The organism is Nostoc sp. KVJ3, assembly GCF_026127265.1.
Lineage (GTDB): Bacteria > Cyanobacteriota > Cyanobacteriia > Cyanobacteriales > Nostocaceae > Nostoc.
Genome location: NZ_WWFG01000002.1, coordinates 1,146,648 through 1,159,921 on the forward strand (window position 1 = coordinate 1,146,648; position 13,274 = coordinate 1,159,921).

A 13,274-nucleotide genomic window follows, 5' to 3' on the forward strand; every position below is an offset into this window, starting at 1 on the left:
CTGGGGTATTGCCTTGTGAACGATATTTTAGCTTGTAGGTAGCTGTGTAGGTGGCGTAAAATTCGCGGTGTATTTTGCAAACTTCGTTATTCCAAAATCATCGATGTTTCCTGCCCAATTCTCACTACCTTGGTCTGGTGCGTTACCGATGTGGATGTCGGCACTTGTAGATTGTATGGCGCTACTGCTAGACGTGCTACCGATGCTATTCCCATTAGCATACATAGTAAACGTGTTACCACTTCTCACTACTGCTATATGTGTCCATACATTTTGTGTTGGTGCATAAGACGTTGTAAGTGATATTGCATTGCTATTGTTGGCATAGAATCCAAGGTTGCCTAAACCCGAAGGACTATAGGTATTGATACTCCAAGCTTGGTCTGTGGCATAGTTTGTACGATGTGTAGCAATATCCTTTACACTTCCCGAAAACTCAGGATACACCCAACACTCGATGGTGAAGTCAGATGAGCCAAGAGCGAGTGGAGAAGCATTCGCAACACTCACATAGCTACTGCCATCAAGGTGTAGAGATCCACCACCATATTTGAATATGCTAGTATCTATCGTCGGCGCACCTGACGTTGTAATTATGTTGCCTTTAATGTCTACAGTGTTGGTGTTAAAGGGCAGTAACAGTACAACGTCAGCGAAGTAGCTTGTACCTCCACCAGATGAGCCGCCACTGCTTGATAAACCTGCTAGTAAGTCAGCTTTTGTTATTTTGTAGAGTTGTTGAGTAGTACTATTAACCGCAAGAATATAGTCGCTATCATTTGCAGTAGTTCTGATATCTGTAGGAATAATAATTCCTGATGATTCTGTTTGTGCTTTATACAATGGCATATTTTATCCTTCTATTAAATCGTTAATGTCTACTACTTCTTTGTACTTGATAATGTTACCTGTTATCACTGTCACTGTTTCACCTACTACATCGGCTTCTATCACTTCCCCGTGCGATATACCCCCTTTATTGTCGTAATATTTTATTCTTTGCCCTATTCGTAGTTCTATTATTTCGTGCTCGTCGTCGTCACTACTTTGCAACAGTTGGTTTATAGATAACATTCTTCTTCTTCCCTGTAATGTCTACTAAGTTTATTGGTGGAACATTGACACCTACATTAAGGTAAGCGTGTGTAAATGTCACTATCCCAGTTTTGATATTTGTTGTCGGTAAAGTAACAAGTTGATTGTTTATTTCTAATTCTCTTCCTGTTGTTGGTGGTTTTTCTATCGGAGTACTGCCACTTCTTAGGTACAACTCATTGAATTGATGACCTTGTATCAGTAATACACTTTCTATTACTCGTGTTGCTTCACCTAAATCCGTGATATCAAGCTTAAATTGATATCCATGTTGGAAGTCACTATAGGTAAAAGTTTTAGTACCTTTGTGTATTGTGTATGGTGTACTTGCAAATTCTTCGTATATTTGTTCGCCTAACTTCTTTAGATATACGTTTGTCGCAAAATCATCAACAGTTTTATTCATCAGCCTGAAACTTATTTGCATCGATAATGCATCAACAATATCACCTTTAGACTTAAGCTTATTTTGCTTACGGTAGAACTTAAGCACTACCTCAGGGCGATATCGCCGCTCCCTTATCTCACCTTGTAATTCACCATAAACTACTCCCAAATCCCTGCCATTAAACTGTTTATTTGTTGTCAAGGTTTGCACTATCTGTCCTTTAAGGATTTCTTCACTTCCTGCAAGTACAATTTTCTCATCAGGCACACTTTTATTGGGTGTTATTTCTACATATCTTTCAGCACCAAGGACACTTACTGTTTGATTAGCAAGCGCTTGATGAGCGAGAAAAGTGTCAACAGTGTTGGCAACTACATACCCTGCTTCGATGCATGATTGTTGGGCTTGCAGTTGGAATTGTTGAGCAAATGTAGCACCCGCTCCCTCTTTGCCAAAGATGCTTTCTACAAAGTTTTTTTGTGCAATTGCGAACGACCAAGGCTTACTATTGCTAGCGCCCCAAGCATCAAGTGTGTTGCTGATGATGTTATTCTTGCCAAGGAATTGTTTGATTATCGGGCTTGTACTTTTAAGCAACTTTCTCACACTTTTGTAGGTGTTAGTGAGTAATATTTGTACCTCAAGTTGCAATGCTTGCTGTAATAAGTTGCCAAGGTTTTGAAGGAATTGTTCGGCAAACTTCTCACTTACTTTTGTAAGTATCTGAGTGCCCAATGGCTCGTTGAAAGCAAATACTATCGCACCAGGTGTAATGCCACATACTGCATATCCGAACACTTGCCCTAGTGTTAGTCCCAACTGCCCTGCAAGTTGTATGTATTGCCCTTTAATGGGAGTTGATAGGTCAGCGTCTGATGCATTCCAGTTGAAGTTCCATAGTGATTGTTGAGCAACAACAAGTAGTCCCCATAGAGCGCTCCAAGAGAACTCTACAAAACCTATTATCGTACCAAGGATAAAACCGCCAAGAGATGCTAAACCACCTAGTACATACTGAATAGCACCAAGTACACCACCTTGATTGTTTTGTGTCGAGAGTTCAATACCCTCTATTACTCGTTCGCCTATTTGTGTGCGAACAAGTCGTGATTGTAATGCTTCCGCCAAAATTGTTAGTGTTCCCGCCATATATACCTCTAAATAAAAGTGTCAAAATAAGTGACAGAAATTATGTCAAAAAAACTGACATAAAAGGTGTCACTTCTACAGACAGACCTATAGTGCTTTAAGCGTGTTAGCAATTTTCGTTATTGCGGTTTGCACTGCAACATCCTTAGTTACTGAATCACTTCTTCCTGTTAGAGCATTGCTAGTAGCTACCTGTTGCTGTGCCTCTGCTGCACTTTCTGCTGTTATACCAATTTGTCTTACAGTAGGTGCTTCATTGGCAGGATTCCCCCAAGGATCGTTAGCATCAGTTACACCCTCAGCATGAGTAAATCCTTGCTCTACTTCCTTCAGGAAATCCGCAAAAGTCTCCTGTTTTATTGCTTCATGAGTATTCTGTACTGTGTCTACATTACCCATAAAGTTCTGTGCCAGTGATACTGCTGCGTTAGCTCCGATAGTACGCCAATTCTGAGCATTCCATCGTGCAGCCATCTGTAGCAATTTTTTAAGGTCATCTTGTAAATCTGTGCTGTCCTTGTTTTCGTAGCTTGTAATATCGATATTCGTTTCCTTGAAAGTCTCAGCGAGATTGTTCCCGTTTGGGGTAAATGTTGATGGTATTGTGCGTTTCACTTGCTCTAACTTGTACCCCAAAAATTCTGCATTTGCGTGAGTAACATCATACGTTTGTGTTGCAAGATTTTTTATCATTCCTGATTCTGCCAACACTTTTATGATGCCTACTAATGTTGCATGAGTGTCTCTTTTCGTTGTTACAAGCAATCCTAATATTTCTGCCAATGCTTCTGCTTGATTGGGTAACTCAAGGTGTTGGTCTTTGCTGTTACTGTCTGTCGGGTCGGCTTTGATAGTAAGCGGTATTGGGTACTGTCCCGCTAAAGCGTCTATTTGTTGCGCTTGCCATATTGCTATCTCAGCAAGGCTGTCAAGTGTTATCGGTTTAGGTGTTTTACTTGCAAAGTTGTCAGGCACTGTAGCAGGTAAATTGCCAATACGCTGTAGCAGCAGTTTCACTAAATTGTCGTTACACATACATTTACAATCCTGGGGTTCTATGTTTGGTGGTGGTGGTGGATTGATATCATTTTGGAGTTTACAAGTACTATCAGGAAACACTTCTACTACATACCATCTTCCATTGTTGTAGCTATTCCACTGCGTTGTAGCATCTGCACCAAGTACACCACTCTTTGTAAGTATTACTCCGTTAAGCTGTGCATACTGTATTCCTGGATAAGCATCTATAGCTACTTGTGGCAGTGGAAACTTAAATCCATCTCCAAGGTTTGATGGTACAAGTGTTTGTGTGTACAGTGAGTGGTCAGGTGAGTAACTCTGGTTGTTTGCTCCGTTGGAATTATAGGTAATGTCTCCAAATATTAGAGCATCAATCCCTGGCAACGTAGCAGACGATCCGTCGTTGTAAAAATATTGTGTTTGCGCTAGTCCTATTGTTATTTGGCAATCTTGGGGTGCTAGCTCTCCCAATATTCGTGAGTCAGGAAAGGTAATGATAGTGTTTGTGGGGCGCGAGTTACAGGCAGGGTTTCTGTAAGTTATCGTGCCAAAATCAGTTGGTATATAAATATTGCAAGGGTCAATAATAATATCGGTTCCCTGTTGTAATAAACCAGGTACATTTTTGATTGATTGAAATGCTATTGCTTGTACCGTTAAATTAGCAATAACCACTTGCCCTATTGCATTTCTTACTTGCTTTGGAAATAATGCACGAGTAGCTTTATCGGCTGCATCTATTGCAAAATTATTAATCTGTTCAGTTATTGATGCTTTTTTTGTATTAGCAAAATATCCCATCAATTAAACTCCCTAATGTTGATACTTGCACTGCCACTAGCACTTACAGCCCAATATTGACCTGTGTAAATAGGCAGTGGTGCTTCTTCGTAATCACCAGGATTTAGTTTTATCCAATAACTGCTACTGCTGACAGTTGAGACGGTATCGATATAGATGACAGTGGAACTATTATTAAAGAATGAGATACCATTTCTTGATGTGTTGGTGTTAACAATTGCACTTGCAGTAGTAGTAATAGTATTGTCGATTTTATTCCCAGAACTACTAGCACTTTCTATTACTAAGTTGTGCGTGAGGTCAGCACTTACTGTCACGGTATCGCTACCGCTACTCCCGTTTTGTAGTAGTCCATAACCTACGTTTCTTATTTGCAGTCCCAACATACAGTTGTTGCCAAGTTGCTGATTGTCTAGCAAAAATTCCTTGTATGGGTAAGGATTGGGATTTGTAAGTGAATAACTTTTTACCCTCTGATATGTACTACCACTACCAACTTGTATCAATGCATCGAGTTGTATTCTGTGCCCTTGCCATTCGAGATTGATAGCTGTTAGGAGTTGTTCGCTATCGCTGGCATCAAGCGCAAAGGTAGGGAATGCCACTACTGGCAACGAGTAAACGTAAGCTATGGCATTGACATTACTGAGAGACAAAGACTCATTTATCACCCTATAGCCATTGAGGGTGTAAGGTGTATAGGTAAACAATGGATGTACTGTACTGCCACTGTTAGCATCTAATGTTACTGCTACCTTGCTTGTCACACTGAAGTTTTCTATCATTTTTTCACCCGCTTGACGGAAAGATTTTTAAATAGGTTAAGTAGTTTAAAAGTTTTTTGCAAGTCCCGCCCTAAAAAGAGTTTTTTGTGGGTATTGACGGCTTCAGGGAGTACCGCTAATGTGTTGTTTACTCGCTAATGTTAAGCGACCTAAAAACACTCACAAGGTTACAACAATGGCTGCTACTGCTGACTTAACTCTTGCCGAAGTACAAGCTAAATGTACTACTACTGCTGTTGCTACTTATATCGGTGCTATGGCTACATTGCCTACTGGTATCGGTTTATCAGAATTCCTTGCTATCTTCTTGCAAAGCGCGGCAGTCGCACAGGTTGCTAAAAATGCTGCTAATAGTGGTGCTTCTACTGCGGGTAACGCTCTAGCTGCATATCCGTTGCCCACTACCGGGACAGTGCAAACAGATACAGCTAATAATCTTCAGTACTACACTTCCACTTACCAGTTGAATGTATTGTCTGATGTTAGCCTTGGCAATACTGTCGCTGCCTACGTTTAGTAGTTTCTTGTCAATAGGTAGGGTAATTCCTACCTTATAAACATTATTTGGTATTAAAGAAATGGCATCAAATGCATTAGGTCGAGATTATTTTGCAATTTTAAGATTGCAACAAGAAATTAAGAGTGGCAAGGAAGTAAAGCCCTTGGGATTTTTCTCTTGTCGTAGTTCAACGACCCGGTTCTTGGAATTACAAAGTAAAGTGGCGGCGGCTGACGCGATTATTACTTTTACTCGTAAAAAAGTAATAAAGCGTTCCACTACACTTGCCGATGGCACGACGCTAACAGTAAGTGCCGCCGACAAAGCTGAAGGTGGTAGCAATACCAATATTGAAGCTGAAGCTGTGGCAGGTGTTATGCGTGGTTTGTCAAAAGGTAGCAAGTCTATTACCTTGAAAACAGGTAAACCTATTACGGATGGTGCTGCCCGTGCTGGCAGTTACCATACCGTAAGTTTTAGATTCCCCCAATTTGCTACTAATCTCATTATTAGTAATGCGTTAGGAAACTTGCTCAATGCTGGCACTGTTTCACAAGCACCGTCAGAGTCGCAAATTTTTCCTTACTTCATTAGCGCTGGTGGCAAAAGATATCCTATCGCTACATCTGCTGCTGCGACTGCCGCTCAAGATGAGAAAATTGCTACTGACAATAATGGAATAGTGGCATTGGCGGCTGAGGCGGATACTGGCACTGGTGTAGAAGCAGCACAAGGATGAGGATAGGTAAATGAGTACTTATGGCGTATCGACCGACTGGAGATTGATGGTAGACACAAGCCGTAGGAGCGCTTTGGACACAGAAGGTAAGCAACTCGCAATACCACCAATAGAGCCTGACGTGTTGTTTACTTTCAATACAATCGGTATATACGTTAGTAGTGAGAGTGCAAAACCTACATGGTATCGAGCGGGTAACTTATATCAAGCGCAATTTGTACCATTCGGAAGTGCCGGATATGCTGAGGCAGATGCTTTCCCTGTAATACTCAACAGGTATCAGATACATCGATTTACTCAACTACCTGACATTGAAACAAGTTACTTAATATCATTTACTCCGCAATTCTATATCACTGACATACGGCTGCAACTGTGGCAGTACATCGGTACAAATCAGGGGGCTACTCTTGACAGTATTCTTGGTGCCACACAACAAGGGATACAACAAACGAAGAAAGCCCAAACATCACTCAATCAACTTCTCAAAAGGAAAGCATGAACGCAAACACTTTACGCATTATTCAATTAGCACTAAGTCTCATCGGTGAAAGTTTTCAAGTACTAGGACAGACAAAGGTAGTAAGTTCTAATACCGCCAACACTGTTGCAGGTATTACTAGCATCTTATTGCAAGCAATTCAGCAACCTGCCCAACCACAGCAACAGTCACCCGTCAACGTACCACACACATTAGTAGAGGGGAACGATCATGCCATCTAGACCTTTTTATGGTGATTTACCACGTCAGCGAATTCTGCCCGAAGGTTTGAAAACATCCTTATCAGAAGCGCAAAAAGTACGTGTAATAAAGGATGAATTAAAAGCTAAAAAATCTATTGTTGTAGCAGTACCATTACAACCTGTACAAGCACCTGTTAGTGAGGTGAAAAATGCGGGCTAAGTTTAAAGTCGTAAGCGTTACGAATTACGCTAACTGCCACCAAACAGCCAAGTTAGAGGCTGTCACAAATACAAGTGAAGAGAACAAAGATTTTTGGAAGTTCACACCATACGCTGAATTAACAATAGATGTTTCTAACACTGAAGCGCAAGACTTTTTTATTGCTGGACGAGAATATTACCTTGACTTCTCGCTTGCTAGCAAAGTAGCGTAACAGCATTTTTCTTTCCTCACACATACACCCTATCAATTATCTCCCTTGATGTATTGGTAGGGTGTTTTTCTGTCTATACCAGGGTACTAAAATGAGAGTAAAAATAAAATGGACAAACATCTCGCAGGTGAATTTATGGCAACATTGTTAACAATAGGAATACCTCTATCAATGTTACTTCTTAAGGAAATGATAGATAGCAGAAAACATCGACAAGAGCTTGCTAGACAGCAAGAAAGGAGAGATGAGGCAATGGCATACGATTTAACGAGCCTGAAGTCTAATAGCCAAAATAACAGCCGTATCCTTGACGATATACAGCACGATATATCAGAAGTGAGAGAACGTCTTGTAAGAGTAGAAACAAAGATAAGCTTGTAGTGATATACCTGTTTTTAAAAGTGTCACTTATTGTGACAGAAAAAATGACATAAAAAGTGTCATTTTTTTTGTCACTTTTCTAGAGAGGTATACCCCAATAAAAAAACACCACAAGTATTGAACCTGTGATGTTGCTGAAAGTATTGATATTGCGTTATTTGTTGCTGTTTAATTCTATTGCTGCTATTAGTTCATCTTTTTTCATATTGCTATAGCCCTTTATTTTAAGGTCAGTGGCAATTTTCTTGAGTTCCCTAATACTTCTATCGCTAATACTTGCTTCCCCTTTGTTGCCTTTATTTACTTGTTCCCAGAATTCATTCGACGGTATATCGTTATCACCGTCAAATATTTCGCATTCATCAGCATCATCGTCTATGCCTTCTCCCAGCCATTCAGCCCTATTCCCTAGATTAGCTACATCTTCTTCCTTCTCATCTGATACAAGTTTGATAGCAGTATCGTCCGCCGCAATGTCTTGTTCCCCCAACGACATTTCCCTATTGTTGTCTTCATCAAAATCTCCTACCCATTGTTGCTTAATATCGCCTATTAACTCTTGCTTCCACTGTTCAAAGCTTTTATGTGGAAATTGCTGCGATAATGCCAGCGCTTGCGCTTCAATGCTTTGTTGTTCTCTACTACTGCATTTTGATTCACAGTGCAATAAGAAGTCATCGAGAAAGCATCTTAATACCTTAATATCAATCCGCCCGTTGTTTTCCCATCCCATATTCACTACTATCTTCTGATAGAAGTACTCGAATACGTACTTGCTATCAAACAGTACTGAGTAACAATGTTCTCTTTTTTTGTCACTGAACTCTTTTACCATCCCACTGTCTAACATCATTTCTACTCTTGGCACGGTAGAGGATACTGCTACATTTCGTTTACCACCTTGCTGTTGAAAATATTGCCAGTGAAATTGTCCGATGTGGGGATAATTTACTTCTTCCTTCATGACTTTTTATCCTTGCACTATTTGGCGTAGGGTTGATTCTAATAAGTTACTGCTAACAATTGGATGCATATAAAAGCGCTTGCGGTTGTTGTCATAACATCCGAAGGCTGTATTGTGATCTGATACGAGTATTATTGTTTTTGCGAACATTGGAGTAATAGAAGACAACTGAGACATTTTACTAATGAAGTTGTTGTCCTGTACCCCTTTGTACTCAATAAATACCTGTGCTAACGACGTGTGAGTTGTGTCATGAAAAGTGTTTACTAACTCTGCCAGTACTGCATTAGCAATAGGCTGATTACGTCTTGCTGTTATTTGAAAATCTACTTTCCACCGAATACTGCCGAAGTCTAAAGTACTATGAACATCAATGTCGAATAATGCTTTGTCAAAGTAGTTCGATATCATTTTGTAGCAATTGAATTCTGCTGTTGAGTCAAAACAAGTTTGTTCTTTGCTTTGTCTTACTTCACTTCTCAGTCCTGACTCAATGTCGTAGTAGACTCGTTTAACTTTTGAGTATTGTTGGCTAGTTTTCATTGCATACCCTTACTTTAGAAAGTGTCATTTTATCTGTCACTTTAATTGACATTATTTTTGTCAAAAAAAGTGACACTTCTAGAGATACCTATGCCTACTCTTTTTTGAGTGACTGTTGCTTGATAAATCCCATTGCAGTACCTAGTCGTTCGTAGGTATAGCCGAAGTTTGCCATTAGCATAATTATTTCATCCATATCACGCCTACCAACATCGAAGCTCATACGTGATGCAATTTCTTTTTTTAGTGAATCTTGTGGTATCTCTACATCAATAAGCTTTGATGCTTCTGATGCATATCGGTTGCTCCTATTATTTGCGGCTACTTTTGGCAATTCTTCCTTGATGTACTTCGTAAGTACTTTTGAGAGCATACTACCTACGCCACTGTTATCACCCTTCAGGTATTTGAAATGTCTTGCAAAATGAGCTATTCCATCTTCTACGCTTTCCCATATCCCACAATAGTTACCTACTGCAATCGGCACTATACAGTATGCCCATTGCTCGGATGGTATCTCATTGGGTATCTCGTTAGGTGAAAGTCGTACCATATCTCTTAATGCCTTGGCATAAATACGTTTGATGTTTGGCATCTCAGCTTCACCCCAGATGCGTTGAAATATTCTTTGTTGTGCTTCCCAGTCATAGGCTATACGTTTAGCCATGGGAGTACCATTTTTAAACTTGAGAGTAAGCATACGACGGTACATTTCACCAAACTCTACCTTTCCTTCGGAAGCTAAATCGAATACGCTCGTAAGTACTTTGTAGCAGTATGTTTGATACTCTGATTTACCTTCGTCGTTCGATGCAGCGCTCTTTCGCCTGATGCTATCTTCTTTGTTCGTAGCAAGCAGCACTTGATAGAAGTCCATTGCCTTAACAACAAATATCGAAGGATTAAAGTTGTCAAATACCGCTAGACTCACTTCACTGCCCCTGAAACTATTATCAAGGCGTTCACATATACTCGCCCCCGTATCGGCTGGCATGAATTGAAGTGTCAGATGGTCAGGATAGTGCTGCCTGATACTTTTGCTGAGTTCTGTCTTTCCACTCCCCCGATTACCCAAAAAATAGGGTATTGGGATATCCATCTTTTTCGATGAAACACACTGACAATTTAGGAGCATCAATGACACTGCTATAGGGTACTGATGCTCGCTGTCAGGCATTTGTACAAATGTTGGCAGATAGACATCCCTAAGCCACCGCCCGTACTGCCTTGCAATGTCGTTGCAATTTTCATCAAATCCAAACTCTTTGACACCACAAGGAAGTTTGAAATCATCATCAAGGTCGTACTTGGGAAACAACCTCTCTGACTTCTTACTGCTCTCACTCTCGTTATTATCGTTGCTTGCAAGTGGGATATTTATCTGAGTAACTTGTGACTCAATAAGTAATTTCTCGTCATCAGTGAGTTCTTTATCCGCTTCCATTTGTTTTAATATCTCAGATATCTTTTGCTGTTGCTTACTTCCGCTGAATATCGTCTTAGCGATTTGCTTCTTGTAGCCCTCTGTCTTTTCACTCATATCTACATCTCGCATGATGGGAATTTACAATCTTTCTCGATATCAGAGTTGTATACAATTGTTGCGACTATCATTGATAACTGCCATCTAAGCAGTATCAGATATTTGCTTTGTTGTGTAGCTGGCTGCATTATCTGCCATAGCTTATCGTATCCCCTGCGTGGCTGTTGGCATTCCATATCTACCATTAGGCTTCTGAGATATTGATATGTTCTCTTGCTGTTAAGCAAGTCTCCTCTGTAGCCTAAGTTTTTGAGTGTAGATAAGCAGAATTCAAAGTTTTCGAAGTGTGGTGAGTCTGGTGTTTGTGTTGTCATTTTGCCTTAAATTCCTCACAAATGTAAGCAGTAAAGTGTATCAGTGTATCGAGTGAAGTAGAGAACCCATCAGAACAGCTATAAAGTGTGTGTGAGTTCAGGTCTTGGTAATGCCAGTGCCAAGTACCTGTTTGCATATCACGTTCGATAACAAGCCCCTCAATGCATTCTTCAGCTTTTAGGGCTACTCGTAAATTGTCGTTGTGTGTTGTAATCATCGTTGATAGGTATGTTTTAGAAAGTGTCATTATTTATGTCAAAAAAAGTGTCAAAATATTTGTCAGATAAAGTGACACTTTTGTTTGCAAGGGTATCAACTACGAGATTTGTACCCTATTACTCTCTCGATTACCTGTGATTGATAGCTAACACTTTGCAGTATTCCCTGAAGTATTAAAGTATCTACTTTACTCAAATCAGAAACCTCTATTGCCCTTGCTAGAGAGGTTTCGGCAAGCAATAACCACTTAAGCGATTCAGTAATTGCATCCATTTATTTGCCCATTACTACTGCTAGAAAATCGAGAAACAATTTACCATCCTTCAGGGATGCCACGTCAAACACATCTTTTAATGTCGTTGCATTTGTCGTTAAACCCGCTTCATTGAAGTTTTTTATGATGAATGCCTGACGTGCTTCCAATACCTTTGTTGGGTCAACACCACCACTGCTGCCCCAACTACCTTTACCGCTCTTCTTTTCTTCTTTTTTCGGCAACGCTACAGTGATTGCATCGTAGGATGGGAGATTGCCAGTGAATGGGAAGCACTCTACCTTGTGTCCTGTAATCTTGCCCATTACATTCTTTCTTGGCACATTAGGCAGCATTTCAGGCGAAAGCGCTGGGAGCGACATCAGTCCGGCATCGTTGATTAGCAATGCTGCTTCGTAGGCGGGTGTACCCTCATCAGGTGTATTACCTTCATTACCGATAAGGTATGCCCAAAAAACTGCAAGTGCTTCCTCTAAGGCAGGGCATTGCTCATCTGTGATATTGAGCCGTGCCACGATTTCGCGAGTTTCATTTGTAGCAATAATCTTCAATTCATGCAGTACCTTTACAAAGGTTTTTAAGGCAGGAATGCCGCTTACTTCGATAGCAGCATTACATCCATCTTTTTGCCATTGCAAGGCTTGAGCTTCACCTGCTGCTTTATCAAAGCTACCCTTAGCACCACCCTCGCCCTGCTTCCATACCTTAAACTCAAAAATACCACCCTTGGGATTACAGCTTCCGCTTGCAAGAGTGCTGATGAGCCAATAATTTTCACCATCGATCATCCCAGCAAATGCACTTCCTTGGATCGTGAATTCTGTACCTGTGAAGTTGTACTTTTCCCTATCCCCTGCTTGTTTATTGTTCGTTGTCAGGCAAGCCCAAAGCTTACCGTCGTTGTCAAATGAAACTTGTCCGAAGCCGATGTAAGCGTCTAAAGGTGCGTTAGCCATTTGTCGTAATTCCTTGTTGTTTGTAAAGTGTTTGTGTGTCGTGTGGCATACCATCACGGTTGTCACGGTTTAGTTAATTGATGAGTGTGAATTGAACTACACAACCCATGTCAGATGTGATGTGTACTTTTCGCACCCGATACCTCTTACCGAAAGATAGTCGAGTAAAAAGTAGGGTGTTTGTTTGGCAAAATACATCCGTCAATCTTCTGTAAACAATGTGTTCTATCTCGATAATTTCTTGGGCAGTGCTAAGTTTTTGCATCGTTGTAGTCCTATTTTTTAGCATCCTTGAAGGCTTGTGATAGTTGCTCTACTTGGGACGTAGGTAAGCTATTGAGATTGATATCTACCTTGATATTTAACTCTTTAGCGTCCCGTTCTATGTCTTTGATAAGTTGCGTTTTAGTGGTGTTATGCATACTTCTTGTCTAGGTTGATAAGTGCCTGTAAGTTATATGCCAACTCACCATACGACATAAGAC

Annotated in this window: 18 protein-coding genes; 7 read left to right on the forward strand and 11 right to left on the reverse strand. The window is 40.5% G+C overall.

The features are described from left to right. Nucleotides 1-27 precede the first annotated feature (27 nt). From GTQ43_RS20945 to GTQ43_RS20965, 5 genes are all read right to left on the reverse strand, one after another. Complete coding sequence (locus GTQ43_RS20945; protein WP_265274678.1) at nt 28-849, reverse strand: LamG domain-containing protein; 822 nt, start codon at nt 847-849, stop codon at nt 28-30. Between the two features lie 3 nt (nt 850-852). After that, nucleotides 853-1,074, reverse strand: a complete 222-nt coding sequence (locus GTQ43_RS20950) for a hypothetical protein (RefSeq protein ID WP_265274679.1) — start codon at nt 1,072-1,074, stop codon at nt 853-855. Beyond that, nucleotides 1,043-2,632, reverse strand: coding sequence for a hypothetical protein (locus GTQ43_RS20955; protein ID WP_265274149.1), 1,590 nt, complete (start codon nt 2,630-2,632; stop codon nt 1,043-1,045). The genes GTQ43_RS20950 and GTQ43_RS20955 overlap by 32 nt, the downstream gene beginning before the upstream one ends. Nucleotides 2,633-2,719: 87 nt before the next feature. Beyond that, a complete protein-coding gene (locus GTQ43_RS20960; RefSeq protein WP_265274680.1) occupies nt 2,720-4,453 on the reverse strand; it encodes a hypothetical protein in 1,734 nt (577 codons plus the stop codon). Next, nucleotides 4,453-5,238, reverse strand: a complete 786-nt coding sequence (locus GTQ43_RS20965; RefSeq protein WP_265274681.1) for a hypothetical protein — start codon at nt 5,236-5,238, stop codon at nt 4,453-4,455. The genes GTQ43_RS20960 and GTQ43_RS20965 overlap by 1 nt, the downstream gene beginning before the upstream one ends. A 118-nt stretch (nt 5,239-5,356) precedes the next feature. Between GTQ43_RS20965 and GTQ43_RS20970 the strand changes: the two genes are divergently transcribed. From GTQ43_RS20970 to GTQ43_RS21000, 7 genes are all read left to right on the forward strand, one after another. After that, nucleotides 5,357-5,755 carry a hypothetical protein gene (locus tag GTQ43_RS20970; RefSeq protein WP_265274682.1) on the forward strand — a complete coding sequence of 133 codons (399 nt, stop codon included), beginning with the start codon at nt 5,357-5,359 and terminating at the stop codon, nt 5,753-5,755. Nucleotides 5,756-5,816: 61 nt separating this feature from the next. Then, the gene (locus GTQ43_RS20975; RefSeq protein ID WP_265274145.1) at nt 5,817-6,476 is read left to right on the forward strand and encodes a hypothetical protein; all 660 of its coding nucleotides are present in this window, start codon (nt 5,817-5,819) and stop codon (nt 6,474-6,476) included. A gap of 10 nt (nt 6,477-6,486) precedes the next feature. Continuing rightward, on the forward strand, nt 6,487-6,978 hold the full coding sequence (locus tag GTQ43_RS20980) for a hypothetical protein (RefSeq protein WP_265274683.1): 492 nt from the start codon (nt 6,487-6,489) through the stop codon (nt 6,976-6,978). Beyond that, complete coding sequence (locus tag GTQ43_RS20985; protein WP_265274684.1) at nt 6,975-7,199, forward strand: hypothetical protein; 225 nt, start codon at nt 6,975-6,977, stop codon at nt 7,197-7,199. The genes GTQ43_RS20980 and GTQ43_RS20985 overlap by 4 nt, the downstream gene beginning before the upstream one ends. Further along, nucleotides 7,189-7,380 (forward strand): hypothetical protein, encoded by a 192-nt coding sequence (locus GTQ43_RS20990; RefSeq protein ID WP_265274142.1) that lies wholly within the window; start codon nt 7,189-7,191, stop codon nt 7,378-7,380. The genes GTQ43_RS20985 and GTQ43_RS20990 overlap by 11 nt, the downstream gene beginning before the upstream one ends. Next, nucleotides 7,370-7,594: a hypothetical protein gene (locus tag GTQ43_RS20995; RefSeq protein ID WP_265274141.1), complete on the forward strand. Its 225-nt coding sequence runs from the start codon at nt 7,370-7,372 to the stop codon at nt 7,592-7,594. Before GTQ43_RS20990 ends, GTQ43_RS20995 begins: the two co-directional genes overlap by 11 nt. Before the next feature lie 108 nt (nt 7,595-7,702). Then, nucleotides 7,703-7,975 (forward strand): hypothetical protein, encoded by a 273-nt coding sequence (locus GTQ43_RS21000; protein WP_265274685.1) that lies wholly within the window; start codon nt 7,703-7,705, stop codon nt 7,973-7,975. A 154-nt stretch (nt 7,976-8,129) separates the two neighbouring features. Here the strand turns inward: GTQ43_RS21000 and GTQ43_RS21005 are convergent, their stop codons facing one another. The 6 genes from GTQ43_RS21005 to GTQ43_RS21030 all read right to left on the reverse strand — a co-directional run bounded on the left by GTQ43_RS21005 (nt 8,130) and on the right by GTQ43_RS21030 (nt 13,211). Further along, nucleotides 8,130-8,939: a Rho termination factor N-terminal domain-containing protein gene (locus GTQ43_RS21005; protein ID WP_265274139.1), complete on the reverse strand. Its 810-nt coding sequence runs from the start codon at nt 8,937-8,939 to the stop codon at nt 8,130-8,132. A 6-nt stretch (nt 8,940-8,945) separates the two neighbouring features. Beyond that, the gene (locus GTQ43_RS21010; protein WP_265274686.1) at nt 8,946-9,482 is read right to left on the reverse strand and encodes a hypothetical protein; all 537 of its coding nucleotides are present in this window, start codon (nt 9,480-9,482) and stop codon (nt 8,946-8,948) included. A gap of 94 nt (nt 9,483-9,576) precedes the next feature. Next, nucleotides 9,577-11,022, reverse strand: coding sequence for a hypothetical protein (locus tag GTQ43_RS21015; RefSeq protein WP_265274687.1), 1,446 nt, complete (start codon nt 11,020-11,022; stop codon nt 9,577-9,579). A gap of 630 nt (nt 11,023-11,652) precedes the next feature. Beyond that, nucleotides 11,653-11,832: a hypothetical protein gene (locus GTQ43_RS21020; RefSeq protein WP_265274135.1), complete on the reverse strand. Its 180-nt coding sequence runs from the start codon at nt 11,830-11,832 to the stop codon at nt 11,653-11,655. Further along, entirely contained in the window at nt 11,833-12,789 is a 957-nt protein-coding gene (locus tag GTQ43_RS21025) for a hypothetical protein (RefSeq protein WP_265274134.1), read from the reverse strand. Between the two features lie 275 nt (nt 12,790-13,064). Next, nucleotides 13,065-13,211: a hypothetical protein gene (locus tag GTQ43_RS21030; RefSeq protein ID WP_265274133.1), complete on the reverse strand. Its 147-nt coding sequence runs from the start codon at nt 13,209-13,211 to the stop codon at nt 13,065-13,067. Between the last annotated feature and the right edge of the window lie 63 nt (nt 13,212-13,274).